Below are 16,404 nucleotides of genomic sequence, written 5' to 3' on the forward strand. Positions count from 1 at the left end.
GGAACCATCCGGAGTGACGACGGGCCGTGTTCCGCGGCAGGTGCTTGACCGATCAACCTGCGGCAACGTAGCTTCGGGCCGACCGACTCGTGAGCTCAGGGAAGGAGGCGACGTCGGATGTCGACCGTCTCCGCGCCGCTGCGCCCCGCCCACGAGGTCGCCTGGGCCCCCGGCCGTGTGGCCCACGGCTGCTGAACAGCCCCCTCCCGGTGTGCCCGATCACGGCCCCGGTACCGCTCGTCCTCCCACACCGCCTGCTCCTCCGCACCCACACCGCCCGTGGCGCGCCGTCCCGCGCCCAGGTGCGTCCTGCGGGGCGTCGAGCTGCGCCACCGAAAGAGAAAGCTCCTGACATATGGCGACCAGGACACTTGTCTGCTCCATCTCGGCTTCCCCCCTCATGTCCCGGAACGGGGACGCGCGATGGTAGGCCCGCGGATCACCGTCAACGGGAAGGAAACCCCGCTCGCGCCGGCCGCGCCCCACACCACGGCCTTGGACTTCCTGCGCGAGCGCGGCCTCACCGGAACCAAGGAGGGCTGCGCCGAAGGGGAATGCGGCGCCTGTTCGGTCCTCGTGGCCCGTCCCGGCGTGGACAAGCCCACCGACTGGGTGGCCGTCAACGCCTGCCTGGTCCCGGCCGCGGCGCTCGACGGCCAGGAGGTGATCACCTCCGAGGGCCTCGCCACCCCCGGCGAACCCGGCACACCGCCCGCCCTGCACCCCGTACAGGAGGAGATGGCCGTCCGCGGCGGCTCCCAGTGCGGCTACTGCACCCCGGGGTTCGTGTGCAGCATGGCCGCCGAGTACTACCGCCCCGGCCGCTGCGCCCACGGCGACACGGCCGGCGCCGCCGGCGACGCCGAGCACGGCCCGAACGGCTTCGACCTGCACGCGCTGAGCGGCAACCTCTGCCGCTGCACCGGCTACCGCCCGATCCGCGACGCCGCGTTCGCCGTCGGCGACCCCGCCGGGGACGACCCGCTGGCGCAGCGCCGCGAACAGGCGCCGCCCGAGCCGGCCGCCACCGCCTACACCCGCGACGACCGCACCTTCCTGCGCCCGGCGACCCTGCCCGAGGCACTGCGCCTGCTGCGCGAGCGGCCCGACGCGGTCGTCGTCGCCGGCAGCACCGACTGGGGCGTGGAGGTCAACATCCGCTCCCGGCGCGCCGATTGCGTGATCGCCGTGGACCGGCTGCCCGAACTGCGGGCCCTGCGCACGGCGTCCGACCACATCGAGATCGGCGCCGCGCTGACCCTCAGCGAGATCGAGACCCGCCTCGGCGGCAGCGTGCCCCTCCTCGCCGGGCTGTTCCCGCAGTTCGCCTCCCGGCTCATCCGCAACAGCGCCACCCTCGGCGGCAACCTGGGAACCGGCTCGCCCATCGGCGACAGCCCGCCGGCCCTGCTCGCGCTGGAGGCGTCGGTGGTGCTCGCCGGCGCCGACGGCGAACGCGAGGTACCCCTCGGCGCGTACTTCACCGGCTACCGGCAGAGTGTGCGCCGCCCCGGCGAACTGATCCGCGCCGTCCGCGTCCCGCTGCCGCTGTCGCCGGTCACGGCCTTCCACAAGATCGCCAAGCGGCGGTTCGACGACATCTCCAGCGTCGCCGTCGCCTTCGCCCTCGACATCGAGGACGGCATCGTCCGCAAGGCCCGCATCGGCCTGGGCGGCGTCGCCGCCACCCCGATCCGCGCCCTCGCCACCGAGGCCGCCCTGGAGGGCGGCGCCTGGACGGCGGAGACCGCCGAGGCCGCGGCCCGGGTGCTGAGGTCCGAGGGCACCCCCGTGGACGACCACCGCGCCAGCGCCGGCTACCGCTCCGCGATGCTCGGCCAGAGCCTGCTCAAGCTGTACGCACAGACCACCGAGGCGGTGTCTTCATGAGCCAGTTGTCCCAGCGCCCCGAAAAGCCCGCGGTCGGGCTCCCCCTGCCGCACGAGAGCGCCGGCCTGCACGTCACCGGCGCCGCGCTCTACACCGACGACCTGATCCACCGCACCAAGGACGTCCTGCATGCCCACCCGGTGCAGGTCATGAAGGCCCATGGCAGGATCACCGCCCTGCGCACCGCCCCGGCGCTCGCCGTGCCCGGCGTGGTCCGCGTGCTGACCGGCGCCGACGTGCCCGGCGTCAACGACGCCGGAATGAAGCACGACGAACCCCTCTTCCCCGACACGGTCATGTTCCACGGCCACGCCGTCGCCTGGGTGCTCGGCGAGACCCTGGAGGCGGCCCGGCTCGGCGCGGCGGCCGTCGAGGTGGAACTCGACGAACTGCCCTCGCTGGTCGGCCTGGAGGAGGCCATCGCGGCCGAGAGCTTCCACGGCGCCCGCCCCGTGATGCTGGCCGGCGACGTCGACGCCGGATTCGCCGACGCCGCCCACGTGTTCACCGGCGAGTTCCGGTTCTCCGATCAGGAGCACTTCTACCTCGAAACCCACGCGGCGCTCGCCCACATCGACGAGGCCGGACAGGTCTTCGTCCAGAGCAGCACCCAGCACCCCTCGGAGACCCAGGAGATCGTCGCCCACGTCCTCGGCCTGCACAGCCACGAGGTGACGGTGCAGTGCCTGCGCATGGGCGGCGGCTTCGGCGGCAAGGAGATGCAGCCCCACGGGTTCGCGGCGGTCGCCGCCCTCGGGGCCACGCTCACCGGCCGGCCCGTCAGGGTCCGGCTCAACCGGACCCAGGACCTGACCATGTCGGGCAAGCGCCACGGATTCCACGCCGCCTGGCGGATCGGCTTCGACGCCGAGGGCCGCATCCTGGCCCTGGACGCCACCCTGACCGCCGACGGCGGCTGGAGCCTGGACCTGTCCGAGCCGGTCGTGGCCCGCGCCCTGTGCCACATCGACAACACGTACTGGATCCCCAACGCGCGCATCGCCGGACGCATCGCCCGGACCAACAAGGTCTCCAACACCGCCTTCCGCGGCTTCGGCGGACCCCAGGGCATGCTGGTGATCGAGGACATCATGGGCCGCTGCGCGCCCCTGCTCGGCATCGACCCGACGGAGCTGCGGGAGCGCAACTTCTACCGCGAGGGCCAGCACACCCCCTACGGGCAGCCGGTCACCCACCCCGGACGGATCTCCGCCGTCTGGGAGCAGGTCAAGGAGAACGGCGGCCTCGCCGACCGCCGGCGCGAGATCGCCGCCTTCAACGCCGCGCACCCGCACACCAAGCGGGCCCTGGCGCTCACCGGCATCAAGTTCGGCATCTCGTTCAACCTCACCGCCTTCAACCAGGGCGGCGCGCTGGTGCTGATCTACAAGGACGGCTCCGTCCTGATCAACCACGGCGGCACCGAAATGGGCCAGGGCCTGCACACCAAGATGATCCAGATCGCGGCCACCGCCCTGGGCATCCCCCTGCACAAGGTCCGGCTGGCCCCGACCCGCACCGACAAGGTGCCCAACACCTCCGCCACCGCCGCCAGCGCGGGGGCGGACCTCAACGGCGCGGCCGTGAAGAACGCCTGCGAGCAGCTGCGCGGACGGCTGCTGGAGGTGGCCGGGACCCAGCTGGGCGCCAACGCCTCGGACGTGCGCATCGTCGAGGGCGTCGCCCGCGCCCTGGGCGGCGACCGGGAACTGGCCTGGGACGACCTCGTGCGCACCGCCTACCTCCAGCGGGTCCAGCTGTCGGCCGCCGGCTTCTACCGCACCGAGGGCCTGCACTGGGACGCGAAGGCCTTCCGGGGCTCGCCGTTCAAGTACTTCGCCCACGGCGCCGCCGCCGCCGAGGTGGAGGTGGACGGGTTCACCGGCGCGTACCGCATCCGCCGGGTGGACATCGTCCACGACGTCGGGGACAGCCTCTCCCCGATGATCGACATCGGCCAGGTCGAGGGCGGCTTCGTCCAGGGCGCGGGCTGGCTGACCCTGGAGGACATGCGCTGGGACACCGGCGACGGCCCGAACCGGGGCCGGCTCCTCACCCAGGCCGCCAGCACCTACAAGCTGCCCAGCTTCTCGGAGATGCCCGAGGAGTTCCACGTCACGCTGCTGCGGAACGCCACCGAGGAGGGGGCGGTCTACGGCTCCAAGGCCGTCGGCGAGCCCCCGCTGATGCTGGCGTTCTCGGTACGGGAGGCGCTGCGGCAGGCCGCCGCGGCCTTCGGGCCGGCCGGGACCAGCGTGGAACTCGCCTCGCCCGCCACTCCGGAAGCGGTGTACTGGGCGATCGAGGCGGCCCGCGCCGCCGCCGGGCCGCGCACCGGCACGACCGCCCTGAGCCATGCCTGACATGACCTGGGTGGCCGCGGTCGCGCGGTTGCGGGCCCGCCGGGAACCCGGCGCGCTCGTGACCGTCGCGACCGTGCGCGGCCACGCACCCCGCAAGGCCGGCGCCAAACTCGTCGTGGGACGGGCCGAGACCTGGGGCTCCATCGGCGGCGGCAACATCGAGGCCGTCGCCGTCGACCGGGCCCGCGAGGTGATCGACACCCCCGACGCGGAGCCGGAGCTGATGGAGTTCGCCCTCAACGACAAGGTCACCGGCCGGCACGGCGTCCAGTGCTGCGGCGGAGCCGTCAGCGTCCTGCTCGAACCCCTGCCGGTGGTCCCGGCGGTGGCGGTCTTCGGCGTCGGGCACGTCGGACTGGAACTGGCCCGCGTCCTGGCCCGCTTCGACCTGGACCTGCACCTCGTCGACACCCGTCCCGGGCAGCTGACCGACGAACGGCTCGCCGTGCTCGGCGACGCGGTGGCGCAGGTCCACGTCCACCACACACCGCTCCTGCCGGAGGAGGTGCTCGCCGAACTCGCGCCCGGCACCCACGTGCTGATCATGACCCATGACCACGCCGAGGACGCCGCCCTGTGCGACGCCGCGCTGCGCACGCCCGGGCTGGGCACGATCGGCCTGATCGGCTCGGCCGCCAAATGGAGCCGATTCCGCCATCGCCTCTCCACCGAGGGCGGCCACGACGACGCCGCCATCGACCGCATCAAGACCCCGATCGGCCTGACGGAGCTCACGGGCAAGGAGCCCGCAGTGATCGCGGTGGGTGTCGCGGCCGACCTGCTGCGCACCTTCGAGCGCGAACGGGGCCGACCGTCTCCCGGGGCGGCGGGTCCCCAGCGCGTCAGCTGCCCGTGAGCGCCCTGAGGGCGGTGTTGAGTTCGAGGACGTTGACGTGGGGCTCCCCCATGAAGCCGAGGGTGCGGCCGCTGGTGCTGTCCTCGACGAGCTTCTCGACCCGCTCCACGGGCAGGCCGTTCCGCTGGGCCACCCGGTGGACCTGGAGGGCGGCGTAGGCGGGGGAGATGTGCGGGTCGAGTCCGGAGCCGGAGGAGGTGACGGCGTCGGCCGGCACGTCCTGCGGCTCGACCCGGTGGCCGGGGGTGGAGTTGTCGGCGACGACCGCGGCCTTGGCGTCGTCGACGGCCTTGACGAGGCCGGGGTTGTCGGCGGCCTTGTTGGTGGCGCCGGAGAGGAGGAGGGAGTACCGGGTGTTGATGCCGTTGGTGCCCAGCCCGCCGGAGGGGCGGGGCTGGAACCACCTCAGGTCCGGCTTCGCGGTCTCCTCGGGGTCGTCCGGGTCCTTCTTCGGCAGGTCGTAGGTCTGCCCGATGAGGGAGGAGCCGACGACGCGGCCGCTCCCGTCCTTGATCTCGGAGCCGTTGGCCCGGCCGCCGAAGAAGGCCTGGGCGATGCCGGTGACGGCGAGCGGGTAGATGACCCCGCAGATCACGGTCAGGACGAGCAGGGCCCGCAGGCCGGCCCCGATCAACCGTGTGGTGTTGCCTACAGAGTGGTTCATGGTCGGTCAGCCGATTCCGGGGATGAGGGAGATGAGCAGGTCGATGAGCTTGATGCCGAGGAACGGGGCGATCAGGCCGCCGAGTCCGTAGACGCCGAGGTTGCGGCGCAGCATCCTGTCGGCGCCGGCCGGCCGGTACCGCACGCCCTTGAGGGCGAGCGGGACGAGGGCGATGATGATCAGCGCGTTGAAGACGACGGCGGAGAGGATCGCCGACTCGGGGGACGCGAGCCCCATGACGTTGAGCTTGTCCAGGCCCGGGTAGGCCACCGCGAACATGGCCGGGATGATCGCGAAGTACTTCGCGACGTCGTTGGCGATGGAGAACGTGGTCAGGGCGCCCCGGGTGATCAGAAGCTGCTTGCCGATCTCGACGATCTCGATGAGTTTCGTCGGGTCGGAGTCCAGGTCCACCATGTTCCCGGCCTCCTTGGCGGCCGAGGTACCGGTGTTCATGGCCACGCCGACGTCGGCCTGGGCCAGCGCCGGGGCGTCGTTCGTCCCGTCGCCGGTCATCGCGACGAGCTTGCCGCCGGCCTGCTCCCGCTTGATGAGTGCCATCTTGTCCTCGGGGGTGGCCTCGGCGAGGAAGTCGTCCACCCCGGCCTCCTCGGCGATGGCCTTGGCCGTCAGCGGGTTGTCACCGGTGATCATGACGGTCCTGATGCCCATGCGGCGCAGTTCGTCGAACCGTTCGCGCATGCCCTCCTTGACCACGTCCTTGAGGTGGATGACCCCCAGGACGCGGGCACCGTCGGCGTCCTCGACGGCGACGAGCAGCGGGGTGCCGCCGGCCTGGGCGATCGTGTCGGCCAGCGCGCCGGCCTCGTCGGTGACCCGCCCGCCCCGCCCGGTGACCCAGGCGATGACCGAACCGGCCGCGCCCTTGCGGACCTTCCTGCCGTCGACGTCCACGCCCGACATCCGGGTCTGGGCGGTGAACTCGATCCACGTGGCGTGGGCGAGCTCGCCCTGGTGGCGTTCGCGCAGTCCGTACCTCTCCTTGGCCAGGACCACGATCGAGCGTCCCTCGGGCGTCTCGTCGGCAAGGGAGGACACCTGTGCGGCATCGGCGAGTGCCGCCTGCGTGGTGCCCTCGACGGCCACGAACTCGGCGGCCTGGCGGTTGCCGAGGGTGATCGTGCCCGTCTTGTCGAGCAGCAGTGTCGAGACGTCTCCGGCGGCCTCGACGGCCCGGCCGGACATGGCCAGGACGTTGCGCTGCACCAGGCGGTCCATGCCGGCGATGCCGATGGCCGAGAGCAGCGCGCCGATGGTGGTCGGGATCAGGCAGACCAGCAGCGCGGTCAGCACGATCATCGACTGCTTCGCCCCGGCGTGGACCGCGAAGGGCTGGAGCGTGACGACGGCCAGCAGGAAGACGATGGTGAGGGACGCCAGCAGGATGTTCAGCGCGATCTCGTTCGGCGTCTTCTGCCGGGCGGCGCCCTCGACCAGGGCGATCATCCGGTCGATGAAGGTCTCACCGGGCTTGGTGGTGATCTTGACGACGATCCGGTCGGAGAGGACCTTCGTTCCGCCGGTCACCGCGCTGCGGTCGCCGCCGGACTCCCGGATGACGGGGGCGGATTCGCCGGTGATGGCGGACTCGTCCACGGAGGCGACGCCCTCGACGACGTCCCCGTCGCCGGGGATGACGTCCCCGGCCTCGCACACCACCAGGTCGCCGACGCGCAGCCGCGCACCCGGTACGGACTCCTCGGTGCCGTCCCCGGCCAGGCGGCGGGCGACGGTGTCGGTCTTGGCCCGGCGCAGGGTGTCGGCCTGCGCCTTGCCCCGGCCCTCGGCGACGGCCTCGGCGAGGTTGGCGAAGAGGGTGGTCAGCCACAGCCAGGCGGTGATGGCCCAGCCGAACCAGTCCGTGGGGTCCATGACCGCGAGCGCGGTGGTGACGACCGAGCCGACCAGGACGACGAACATGACCGGGGACTTGACCATCACCCGGGGGTCGAGCTTGCGCACGGCGTCCGGGAAGGACTTCAGCAGTGCCTTGGGGTCGAAGAGGCCGCCGCCGGCGCGTCCGGTGCCGGGCTCGTGGCCGGTGGGCGGGTCGTCGTGCGGAGCACGGGTCTCAGTGGCGGTGCTCATGAGGCGAGCCCTTCGGCGAGCGGTCCGAGCGCGAGCGCGGGGAAGTAGGTCAGACCGGTGACGATGATGATCGTGCCGACGAGGAGGCCGGCGTAGAGGGGTCGGTCGGTGCGCAGGGTGCCCGTCGTGTGCGGCACGGGCTGCTGCCCGGCGAGCGAGCCGGCCAGGGCGAGGACGAACACCATCGGCAGGAACCGGCCGAGGAGCATGGCCAGGCCGATCGTGGTGTTGTACCACTGGGTGTCGGCGTTCAGGCCGCCGAAGGCGGAGCCGTTGTTGTTGGCGCCGGAGGTGTAGGCGTAGAGGACCTCGGTGAAGCCGTGCGCGCCCGGGTTCAGCATCGAGTGCGGCGGGGTGGGCAAGGCCATCGCGGCGGCGGTGAAGCACAGGACCAGGGCCGGGGTGACCAGGATGTAGCAGGCCGCGAACTTGATCTCGCGGGTGCCGATCTTCTTGCCCAGGTACTCGGGGGTCCGGCCCACCATCAGACCGGCGATGAAGACCGCGATGACCGCCATCACCAGCATGCCGTAGAGGCCGGAGCCCACGCCGCCGGGCGCGATCTCGCCGAGCTGCATGCCCAGCAGCTGGATCCCGCCGCCGAGCCCCGTGAAGGAGGAGTGGAAGGAGTCGACCGCGCCGGTCGAGGTGAGCGTGGTGGCGACCGAGAAGATCGCGGAGGCGCCGACGCCGAAGCGGGTCTCCTTGCCCTCCATCGCCCCGCCGGCCGCCTGGAGCGCCGGGCCGTGGTGGGCGAACTCGGTCCACATCATCAGCGCCGTGAACCCGAGCCAGATGACCGTCATGGTCGCGAGGATCGCGTAGCCCTGGCGCAGGTTGCCGACCATCCTGCCGAACGTGCGGGTCAGCGCGAACGGGATGACGAGGATCAGGAAGATCTCGAACAGGTTGGAGAAGGGGGTCGGGTTCTCGAAGGGGTGGGCGGAGTTGGCGTTGAAGTAGCCGCCGCCGTTCGTACCGAGTTCCTTGATGACCTCCTGGGACGCGACCGCGCCCCCGTTCCACTGCTGCGTTCCGCCCGCGAATTGGCCGACCTCGTGGATGCCGGAGAAGTTCTGGATCACGCCGCAGGCGACCAGGACCACGGCCCCGAGCACGGAGAGCGGCAGCAGGACGCGGACGGTGCCGCGCACCAGGTCCGCCCAGAAGTTGCCCAGTTCACCGGTGCGGGAGCGCGCGAAGCCCCGGACGAGGGCGACCGCGACGGCCATGCCGACGGCGGCGGAGACGAAGTTCTGCACCGCCAGGCCGCCCGTCTGCACGAGGTGGCCCATGGCCTGTTCGCCGGCGTACGACTGCCAGTTGGTGTTCGCCACGAAGGACGCGGCGGTGTTGAAGGCCTGGTCCGGGTCGATCGGGGCGAAGCCGAGCGAGCCCGGCAGGGCCCCTTGCAGGCGCTGCAGGGCGTAGAGGAACAGGACGCCCACGACGGAGAAGGCCAGGACCGCGCGCAGGTAGGCGGGCCAGCGCATCTCGGCGTCCGGGTCGGCTCCGATGGCCTTGTAGATCCACTTCTCCGGCCTGTGGTGCCGGCCCGAGGAGTAGACCGCGGCCATGTGGTCGCCGAGCGGACGGTAGGCCAGCGCGAGCGCGGCGACCAGCGCGAGCAGCTGGAGCACGCCGGCGGTTATGGGGCTCATATCGGTGCTCAGAACCTCTCCGGGTACACGAGGGCGAGGGCGAGGACGAGGTATCCGAGCAGGGAGACGGCCACGAGCAGGCCGACGATGCTTTCGGCGCTCACAGCTTGGTCACCCCCTTGGCGACGAGGGCCACCAGCGCGAAGACCGCGAGCGTGGTGACGACGAAGGCCAGATCGGCCATCGTGGGCTCCTGATGAAGTGACGAGACGGAATCGGCCGGAGTGGATCGAGCAAAGCGTGCGCATCGCCCCTTGCGAGCGGCCTTGACGGGCTCCCTACGGGTGCGGCGGCGCCTTTGACGCGTCCCATACGCATCCCGTCGCACCGCCGGGCCCGCCGACGCCGGAAAGCACGGAGGGCCGGGACCGGTGGCATGACCACCGGTCCCGGCCCTTCCGGGGAGCCGCTCGTTACATCGGCTCGGGGAAGATGTCGCTGATGCTCCAGGAGACGCTGAAGCAGGGGAAGGAAATGGACTCCGGCTCGGTGTCCAGGGCCTGGAGCGCGAGGATCTGGCTCATGGGTGGTCTCCGTCTTCTTCTCGGGAGGGTGTCGGTCGGTCACTGCGAACCTCGGCACGGGGGCTGTCCGCCGCCGTGCCCAGGCGTTCTCGGGGCGTCCGCCCGGCGGCCGTCAGCAGGCCGCCGGGACGCTCGGACGCGCGGGGTGGGGCTCCGCCAGGAGCGGGCCGGCCAGCAGGCGGTGCAGGGCCAGCAGGACACCGGCCCCGCCACTGGACAGGTCGGCGGTGAACCGGTGCGAACCCGCTCCGAGGAAGCGGACCCCGCGCCGGTGCGGGACGGCGTACTTCAGCAGGCCGGTCGCGGCGCGCACGGCGTCCGCGCGGGCGGCGTCCGTGCCGGTGAGCTCGGCGTGCCCGGTCAGGAACCAGGACAGGCCGGCCAGGCCCCGGTACAGGCCCGGCTCCTTCGTGGCGCAGGAGACCCGGATGCCGGCGACCAGCCGGGGCAGCGCCGCGGCGCAGCGCTCGTCCGGCGCGGTGGCCGCGTAGCGGGTGAGCACCGCGGCGACCCCGGCCGCGCCCGTGGCCAGGTACGGCATGGCGCGGGTGAGCCGCGCGTCGTCGGAGACCGACAGGGCGCCGTCGTCCAGCGCGAAGGTGCGGTCCAGCTCCTGGTGGAGCAGCAGGCGGCCCGCCTCCAGCCAGCGGGCCTCGCCCGTGTCGCGGGCCAGGCGGTGGAGGAAGAGGGCGAGCCCCGAGCGGCCGTGGAGCAGGCCGCGGGCGTCGTGCTCGCCCAGGGCCGCCCGCAGGTCGGGGGTGCGGAGCAGGCCGCTGCCCGCCGCGGCGGCCCGCTCCAGGTGGCCGCTCTCCCCGGTCAGCCGGTACAGGTCGAGCCAGCCCAGGCCCACCCCGGCCCGCCCGCCCGCCAGCGTGGCGCAGGAGGCGGTGAGCGGGTGGCGGTCGGCGTCCCGGAGCAGGTCCGCGGCCTCCTCCGGCAGGCCCAGGCGGGCCAGCACCCCGGCGACGCCGGCGGAGCCGACGAGCAGGCCGGGCGGCAGGGCCTCGCGCAGCGCCAGCGTGTCGCGGCGCAGCCGTTCGCGGATCTCCCGCGGCACCGCCACCCCGGCGCGGTGCAGGGCGAGCACCACCCCGGCCGTGCCGTAGGCCAGGCACACGGTGTTGGTCCGGAACGCCTCGGGGGAGGGCGGGAAGGCCCACTCCGGCCGGTCCGGGTCGGCCGTCTCCAGCAGCCCCGCGGCCACCTCCCCGGCCAGCCGGGTCAGGCAGCCGCGCGGATCGGCCTCCAGCTCGGCGGGGGAGGGCGGGCGGCCGGGACCGTCCTGGTCCCGCGCGCGGTCCCGCGCCGGGTGGAAGGCGGTCGCCCGCTGCCACAGGTCCCGCGGCGGGGCCACGTCGGACGCCGCCAGGTCGCGGCGCAGCAGCCCGAGGTTGCCGGGGGCGTGCTCGGCGGTCTCGTTGAACGGAGCCAGGAAGGAGAGCGCGAGCGCCGACATGCCGTAGCGGTCCCGCAGCAGCGGGTCGGTGTCGGCCCGCAGCAGGCCGGGCGGCGGCGTGAACCCCGGGGTGCCGATCCCGGAGGGGGCGTCCGACAGGTGCGAGGCCGCCTCGAAGTCCACCAGCCGGACCCCGCCCGACGGGGTGACCAGGACGTTGCCCAGGCTGAGGTCGCCGAAGCGGTAGCCGGCGGCGTGCAGCCGTCCGAGCGAGGCGTCCAGCGCGTCCAGCAGGTGCCGGCACGCCGCGTGGTAGGCGTCGACCGACTCCCGCGTACGGTCGGCGCGGGCCAGCGGCGAGGACCGGCTCAGCCAGCCCACCAGCGGCTGTCCCTCGACGTACTCGGTGACGAGGAAGTCGTGCTCCCACTCCGTGAAGTGCTCCAGCGGTTCCGGCGCCACGCCGGGGGCGGCCGCGTGCAGTGCGCGCAGCACGCGGTACTCGTGCCGCAGCCGTTGCTGCGCGTCGGTCCCGTCGAAGACCAGGCCGTTGTGGGCGCGGGCCTCCTTGAGGAAGACGGTGCGGCCGGTCCGCCGGTCCTGTGCCCGGTAGGTGCCGCCGGAGTTGCTCAGGCGGACCGCGCGGGTCACCTCGTAGTCGCGGATCAGGATCGGGCCCGCGTGCGGCTGCTCCTCCTGCTCGACGAAGGGGTCCGTGATGCCCGCGGGCAGCTGGAAGGCGGGCAGGCGCAGGTCGACGACTTCGCGCCCGGAGCCGTCGCGGACCAGTCCCTCACGGGTGCCGTCGGCGCGCAGCCGGCTGCGGGAACCGAAGGAGCCGTAGCGGTAGTGCACCGTCCGCGAGTCGCGGAAGCGCCGGTCGGTGAGGACGTACGGCCCCTCCTCCCCGTCGAGTGCGTCGCGCAGGCGTTCCAACAGCCGGCGGGCGGTCTCCGTGTCCGGCGGGTAGACGGCGCAGAACTTGCCCGACTGGGCCCGCCCGGCGTGCTTGTGGTGGAGGTACAGGAAGAACAGCCGGGCGCTCAGGTGCTTGAACGGCACGCCCTCCGCGAAGCAGATGCCGGCGACCGTGTCGAGCACGTGCTGCGCCCGGTCCAGCCGTGCCGAGACGTGGATCTTCCAGCCCTCGTCGGCGAACCCGGTCCGCGGGCCGCCCCAGACCGTCCAGATGCCCTGGTCGGTGCCGCGCAGGCCGGGCGGCACCTCGCCGGGGGCGAAGCGCGGTCCGGGGTCGGCCACGCTGGTCAGCGGCAGGTAGTACTCCCGGTCCGCGAGCGCTTCGGCGAAGCCTTCGAGCACGGGATCTCCTCAGGGGTGGTGAACGGGACGGTGGAACGGGCGGTGAACGGGGCGGTGGTGGGCGGCCACGGCGGCTCCGGCGGTCGTTGCGGACGCTAGGACCGGCGGGTATGGAAACGGTTCGGCGCCGCCATGCGACCGGTATCGACGCGGCCGCACACCCCGCTCGAGGCCCGGTGGAGAGCGGGTGGAAAACATGGGGGACTCTTCCCCATGTGGCGGGGGCGCCCCGCGTACCAGGATCGGGCGTGGCCCGGAGCGGTGGGCCGGGGCCGAGGAGGGGCGATGGTGGCTGGGCAGGCGCTGACAGGGGTTCCCCTGTCGGCGGTCGGACGGTGGTGGGAGGCCGGGCTCGTCGGCGACGGCGGTGAAGGACGGCCGGACTGGGCCGCGTTCGCCGAGGAGGCGTCGGCCCTCGCCCCCGAGGAGGCCGTGGCGCCCGAGGGGGACCATCCGGGGCTGAGCGGCTTCGAGTGGGTCCTGCGGCCCTTCACCGTCCGCGCGGGGGACCGGCTGGAGCGGGGCCTGTCCGGGCGGGCGCGCGGGCTCGTGGACCTGGCCGCCGTACGGGACGACCTGGAGCGGCACCTCGGCGCCCGGCTGGCCCGGACGGCGGCGCGGACCCTGGTGCTGGAGCTGTACGAGGCGCGGAGCGCCGGGCGCCTCGACGGGGACGACACGCGGGCCCGCTTCCGGGACTTCCTGGGGCGTACCGCGTCCCGGCGCGGTCTGACGGACCTGCTGGCCGGCCGGCCGGTGCTGGCGCGCATCCTGGGGCGGGCGGCGCTCGACGCGGCGGACGCCGTCGCGGAGGCCCTGGAGCGGCTGGCGGACGACCACGCCCGGCTGACCGCCGGCCTCCTGGCGGGCTCCGGCGGGGACCCGGGGCTGCTCGTCGGCCTCGAACCGGGCGCCGGCGACGGCCACCGGGGCGGGCGGAGCGTGATGCTGCTGCGCTTCGCCGACGGCACCCGGCTGGTGTACAAGCCGCGGCCGCTCTCCGCGCACCGCCACTTCAACGCCCTCGTCACCTGGTTCAACGGGCTGCCCCACTCCGTGGACCTGCGTACCCTGCGGCTGCTCGACCGCGGCGACTACGGGTGGGTGGAGTTCGTCGTCGCGGGCCCCTGCGCCCGTGCCGCGGACGTCGAGGCGTTCTACCGCCGCCAGGGCGCGCTGCTGGCCCTGCTGCACCTGATCGACGGGACCGACCTGCACCACGAGAACCTGATCGCCGCCGGCGCGCACCCCGTGCTGGTCGACGTCGAGACCCTGTTCCACCCGCCGCTCGCGGGCACCGCCACGGAGGACCCCGCCGCCCGCGCACTCCACGACTCGGTGTACCGCGTCGGGCTGCTGCCCCAGCTGCTGGTGGGCGACGACAGCGCCCTGGACGTGTCCGCGGTCGGCGGCGGCCGCGCAGCGGTGTCGCCCGTCCCCCGGGCGGACTGGGCCGACGCCGGCACCGACCGGATGCGCCTGGTGCGCCGGGCGGGCAGGTTCCGCGAGTCCGCCAACCGGCCGCGTCTCGCGGGGGGCGAACCCGTCGAGCCGGCGGCCCACATCGAGGCCCTGTGCGCCGGATTCCGCGCCGGGTACACGGCGATCGGCGCGGCCAGGGACGAACTGCTGCACGGCTCGGACCTGTTGGAGGCGTTCGCCGAGGACGAGGTGCGGGTGCTGATCCGCCCCACCTGGGTGTACAGCACGCTGCTCGACGAGTCGACGCACCCCGATCTGCTCAAGGACGCGGGCGAGCGGCAGCGGGTCCTGGAGACCCTGCGCACCGACGTGCTCGGGCAGGTCCTCGCACCCGACCTGGTGGACGAGGAGATCGCCCAGCTCTGGGCGGGGGACGTACCCCTGTTCACCGCCCGTCCGGGCCGGGACCGCCTCTGGGGCGTGGCGGAGCGGCCCCTGGCCGGCCGTGCGGACCTCTCCGGGACCGCCCGGGTCGCCGCGCGGCTCGCCGCCCTGGACACGGTCGACCGCCAGGACCAGGAGTGGATCGTGCGGGCCGCCATGGCGACGGCCTCCCGCGCTCCGGCCCACCGGCCCGTCGAGGACCGGCGCACCCCCACGGCGGAGCGCGCCCCGGAGCCGGACCGGCTCCTGTCGGCGGCCCGGTCCGTCGGGGACCGGCTGGTCTCCCTCGCGTACCGCGAAGGACCGCGCAGCAACTGGATCGGCCTGGAACTGCTGGACGACCGCTACTGGCGGATCGGCCCCATGCCGGCCGACCTGGCCGGCGGGTACACCGGATCGGCCCTGTTCCTGGCCCAGTTGGCGGCGCTCACCGGGGCCGGGCACTACGCGGAGGTGGCCCGTACGGCCCTCGCGCCGGTGCCCGGGCTGCTCGACGCGCTGCGCGCCCGGCCCGAGGACGTCCGCGCGGTGGGCTCGGGGGCCTTCTCCGGACTCGGCGGCATCGCGTACGCGCTCGCCGAGACGGCACGGCTGCTGGACGATCCGGAGATCGGCTCCTGGGCGTCTGCCACGCTGCGGCTGGCGGGCACGGCGGCCGCCTCCGAGGGGGAGTACGGGGTGGGCGCGGGTGTGGCGGGCGGGCTCGTCGCCCTGTTGGCCGCCCACCGCGCCGGCGCCGGCGACGGGGCCCGGGAGGCCTGGCGGGACGCCCGGGCCTGCGCGGACCGGCTGACCGCGGCGGACCCCACGGCCGGCGGCCGGGGCTTCACCACGGGGGCCGCCGGGCTCGGCTGGGCCCTCCTGCGGTTCGCCGAGGCCGCCTCGGCGGGCGCCGGCGGGGCGCCCGAGGACGGTGAGCCGTACCGGCTGGCGGGCCTGTCCGCGCTGCGGGCGGCCGTGGGCGCGGAGCCGGCCGACGGGCCGGCCGACGGGGCCCGGGCCTCGGCCTGGTGCCGGGGGCGCGCCGGCATCGCCCTCGCGGTGCTGGACGCGCCGGGCGCCCTGGACGATCCATGGCTCGCGGCCTGGTCCCGCAAGGCCGTCGAAGGGCTGGGCCGGGACCGGCCGGCGGCCGACGACAGCCTCTGCCACGGCGAGGCCGGCCTGTGCGAACTCCTGGGCCACGCCGCGGTCCCCGAGGCGCGCCCGTACTGGATCCGGCGGGCCGGCGCGCTCCTCGCGTCGGTCGAGGAGACAGGTGCCCGCAGCGGCGCCCCGGACGGGGTCCCGCATCCCGGGCTGCTGACCGGCCTGGCGGGCATCGGGCACGGGCTCCTGAGGGCGGGGTTCCCGGAACACGTGCCGTCCCTGCTCCTCCTGCGGCCGGCCTGACGGCCGGACACACCGCACCGCCCGCACCGACCTCAACACCCGCACAAACCGCAACACCCACACCGACCACAACACCCGCATCACCTGCAACACCCGCACCGCCCAGCACGACCACCACTCCTGCGGATATCAAGGACGGACGATGACCAAGCACATCAACGACTCGGTGAGGTACCTCGACGGCGGCGCCGGCGCCGAGACCCGGGCCCACGAGCACCCGGTCGGCGAGGTGGTGTTCGGAGCGGGCGGGACGCTGGGGCTGCGCAGCCGGCTGCTCAGGTCGGCGGACTCCGACGCCGCCGCCACCATGGACACCCCCTGGACCACCGGCTCCCACCACTGGTTCTGAGCCGAGGACGGGCG

General features: G+C 73.9%; 10 protein-coding genes. 5 read left to right on the forward strand and 5 right to left on the reverse strand.

Going from position 1 to position 16,404, the window contains the following annotated elements; translation table 11 throughout:
* Positions 1 to 423: 423 nt before the first annotated feature.
* Genes ACZ5NJ_RS09185 through xdhC form a run of 3 tightly spaced genes read left to right on the forward strand, consistent with a single transcriptional unit; the run spans position 424 to position 5,109 of the window.
* A complete protein-coding gene (locus ACZ5NJ_RS09185; RefSeq protein WP_468764063.1) occupies positions 424 to 1,890 on the forward strand; it encodes a xanthine dehydrogenase small subunit in 1,467 nt (488 codons plus the stop codon).
* Positions 1,887 to 4,253, forward strand: coding sequence for a xanthine dehydrogenase molybdopterin binding subunit (gene xdhB, locus ACZ5NJ_RS09190; protein WP_468764064.1), 2,367 nt, complete (start codon positions 1,887 to 1,889; stop codon positions 4,251 to 4,253). Before ACZ5NJ_RS09185 ends, xdhB begins: the two co-directional genes overlap by 4 nt.
* A gap of 1 nt (position 4,254) precedes the next feature.
* Positions 4,255 to 5,109: a xanthine dehydrogenase accessory protein XdhC gene (gene xdhC / locus ACZ5NJ_RS09195; protein ID WP_468764313.1), complete on the forward strand. Its 855-nt coding sequence runs from the start codon at positions 4,255 to 4,257 to the stop codon at positions 5,107 to 5,109.
* Here the strand turns inward: xdhC and ACZ5NJ_RS09200 are convergent.
* The 5 genes from ACZ5NJ_RS09200 to lanKC form a co-directional block, all read right to left on the reverse strand.
* Positions 5,096 to 5,773 (reverse strand): potassium-transporting ATPase subunit C, encoded by a 678-nt coding sequence (locus tag ACZ5NJ_RS09200; RefSeq protein WP_468764065.1) that lies wholly within the window; start codon positions 5,771 to 5,773, stop codon positions 5,096 to 5,098. The two genes, xdhC and ACZ5NJ_RS09200, sit on opposite strands and share 14 nt — an antisense overlap.
* A gap of 6 nt (positions 5,774 to 5,779) precedes the next feature.
* Positions 5,780 to 7,882, reverse strand: a complete 2,103-nt coding sequence (gene kdpB, locus ACZ5NJ_RS09205) for a potassium-transporting ATPase subunit KdpB (protein WP_468764066.1) — start codon at positions 7,880 to 7,882, stop codon at positions 5,780 to 5,782.
* On the reverse strand, positions 7,879 to 9,543 hold the full coding sequence (kdpA, locus tag ACZ5NJ_RS09210) for a potassium-transporting ATPase subunit KdpA (protein ID WP_468764067.1): 1,665 nt from the start codon (positions 9,541 to 9,543) through the stop codon (positions 7,879 to 7,881). Before kdpA ends, kdpB begins: the two co-directional genes overlap by 4 nt.
* Positions 9,544 to 9,551: 8 nt before the next feature.
* The gene (locus tag ACZ5NJ_RS09215) at positions 9,552 to 9,647 is read right to left on the reverse strand and encodes a K(+)-transporting ATPase subunit F (protein WP_468764068.1); all 96 of its coding nucleotides are present in this window, start codon (positions 9,645 to 9,647) and stop codon (positions 9,552 to 9,554) included.
* Positions 9,648 to 10,179: 532 nt separating this feature from the next.
* Positions 10,180 to 12,783: a class III lanthionine synthetase LanKC gene (gene lanKC, locus ACZ5NJ_RS09220; protein WP_468764069.1), complete on the reverse strand. Its 2,604-nt coding sequence runs from the start codon at positions 12,781 to 12,783 to the stop codon at positions 10,180 to 10,182.
* A gap of 285 nt (positions 12,784 to 13,068) precedes the next feature.
* On the opposite strand from lanKC, the gene ACZ5NJ_RS09225 reads away from it, so the two are divergent.
* Together ACZ5NJ_RS09225 and ACZ5NJ_RS09230 are read left to right on the forward strand one after the other, a co-directional pair.
* Positions 13,069 to 16,041 (forward strand): type 2 lanthipeptide synthetase LanM family protein, encoded by a 2,973-nt coding sequence (locus tag ACZ5NJ_RS09225; RefSeq protein WP_468764070.1) that lies wholly within the window; start codon positions 13,069 to 13,071, stop codon positions 16,039 to 16,041.
* 142 nt (positions 16,042 to 16,183) lie between these two features.
* Positions 16,184 to 16,390 (forward strand): hypothetical protein, encoded by a 207-nt coding sequence (locus ACZ5NJ_RS09230; protein ID WP_468764071.1) that lies wholly within the window; start codon positions 16,184 to 16,186, stop codon positions 16,388 to 16,390.
* Positions 16,391 to 16,404: the final 14 nt, after the last annotated feature.

The sequence above is a fragment of the Streptomyces sp. NPDC032091 genome (genome assembly GCF_055580265.1).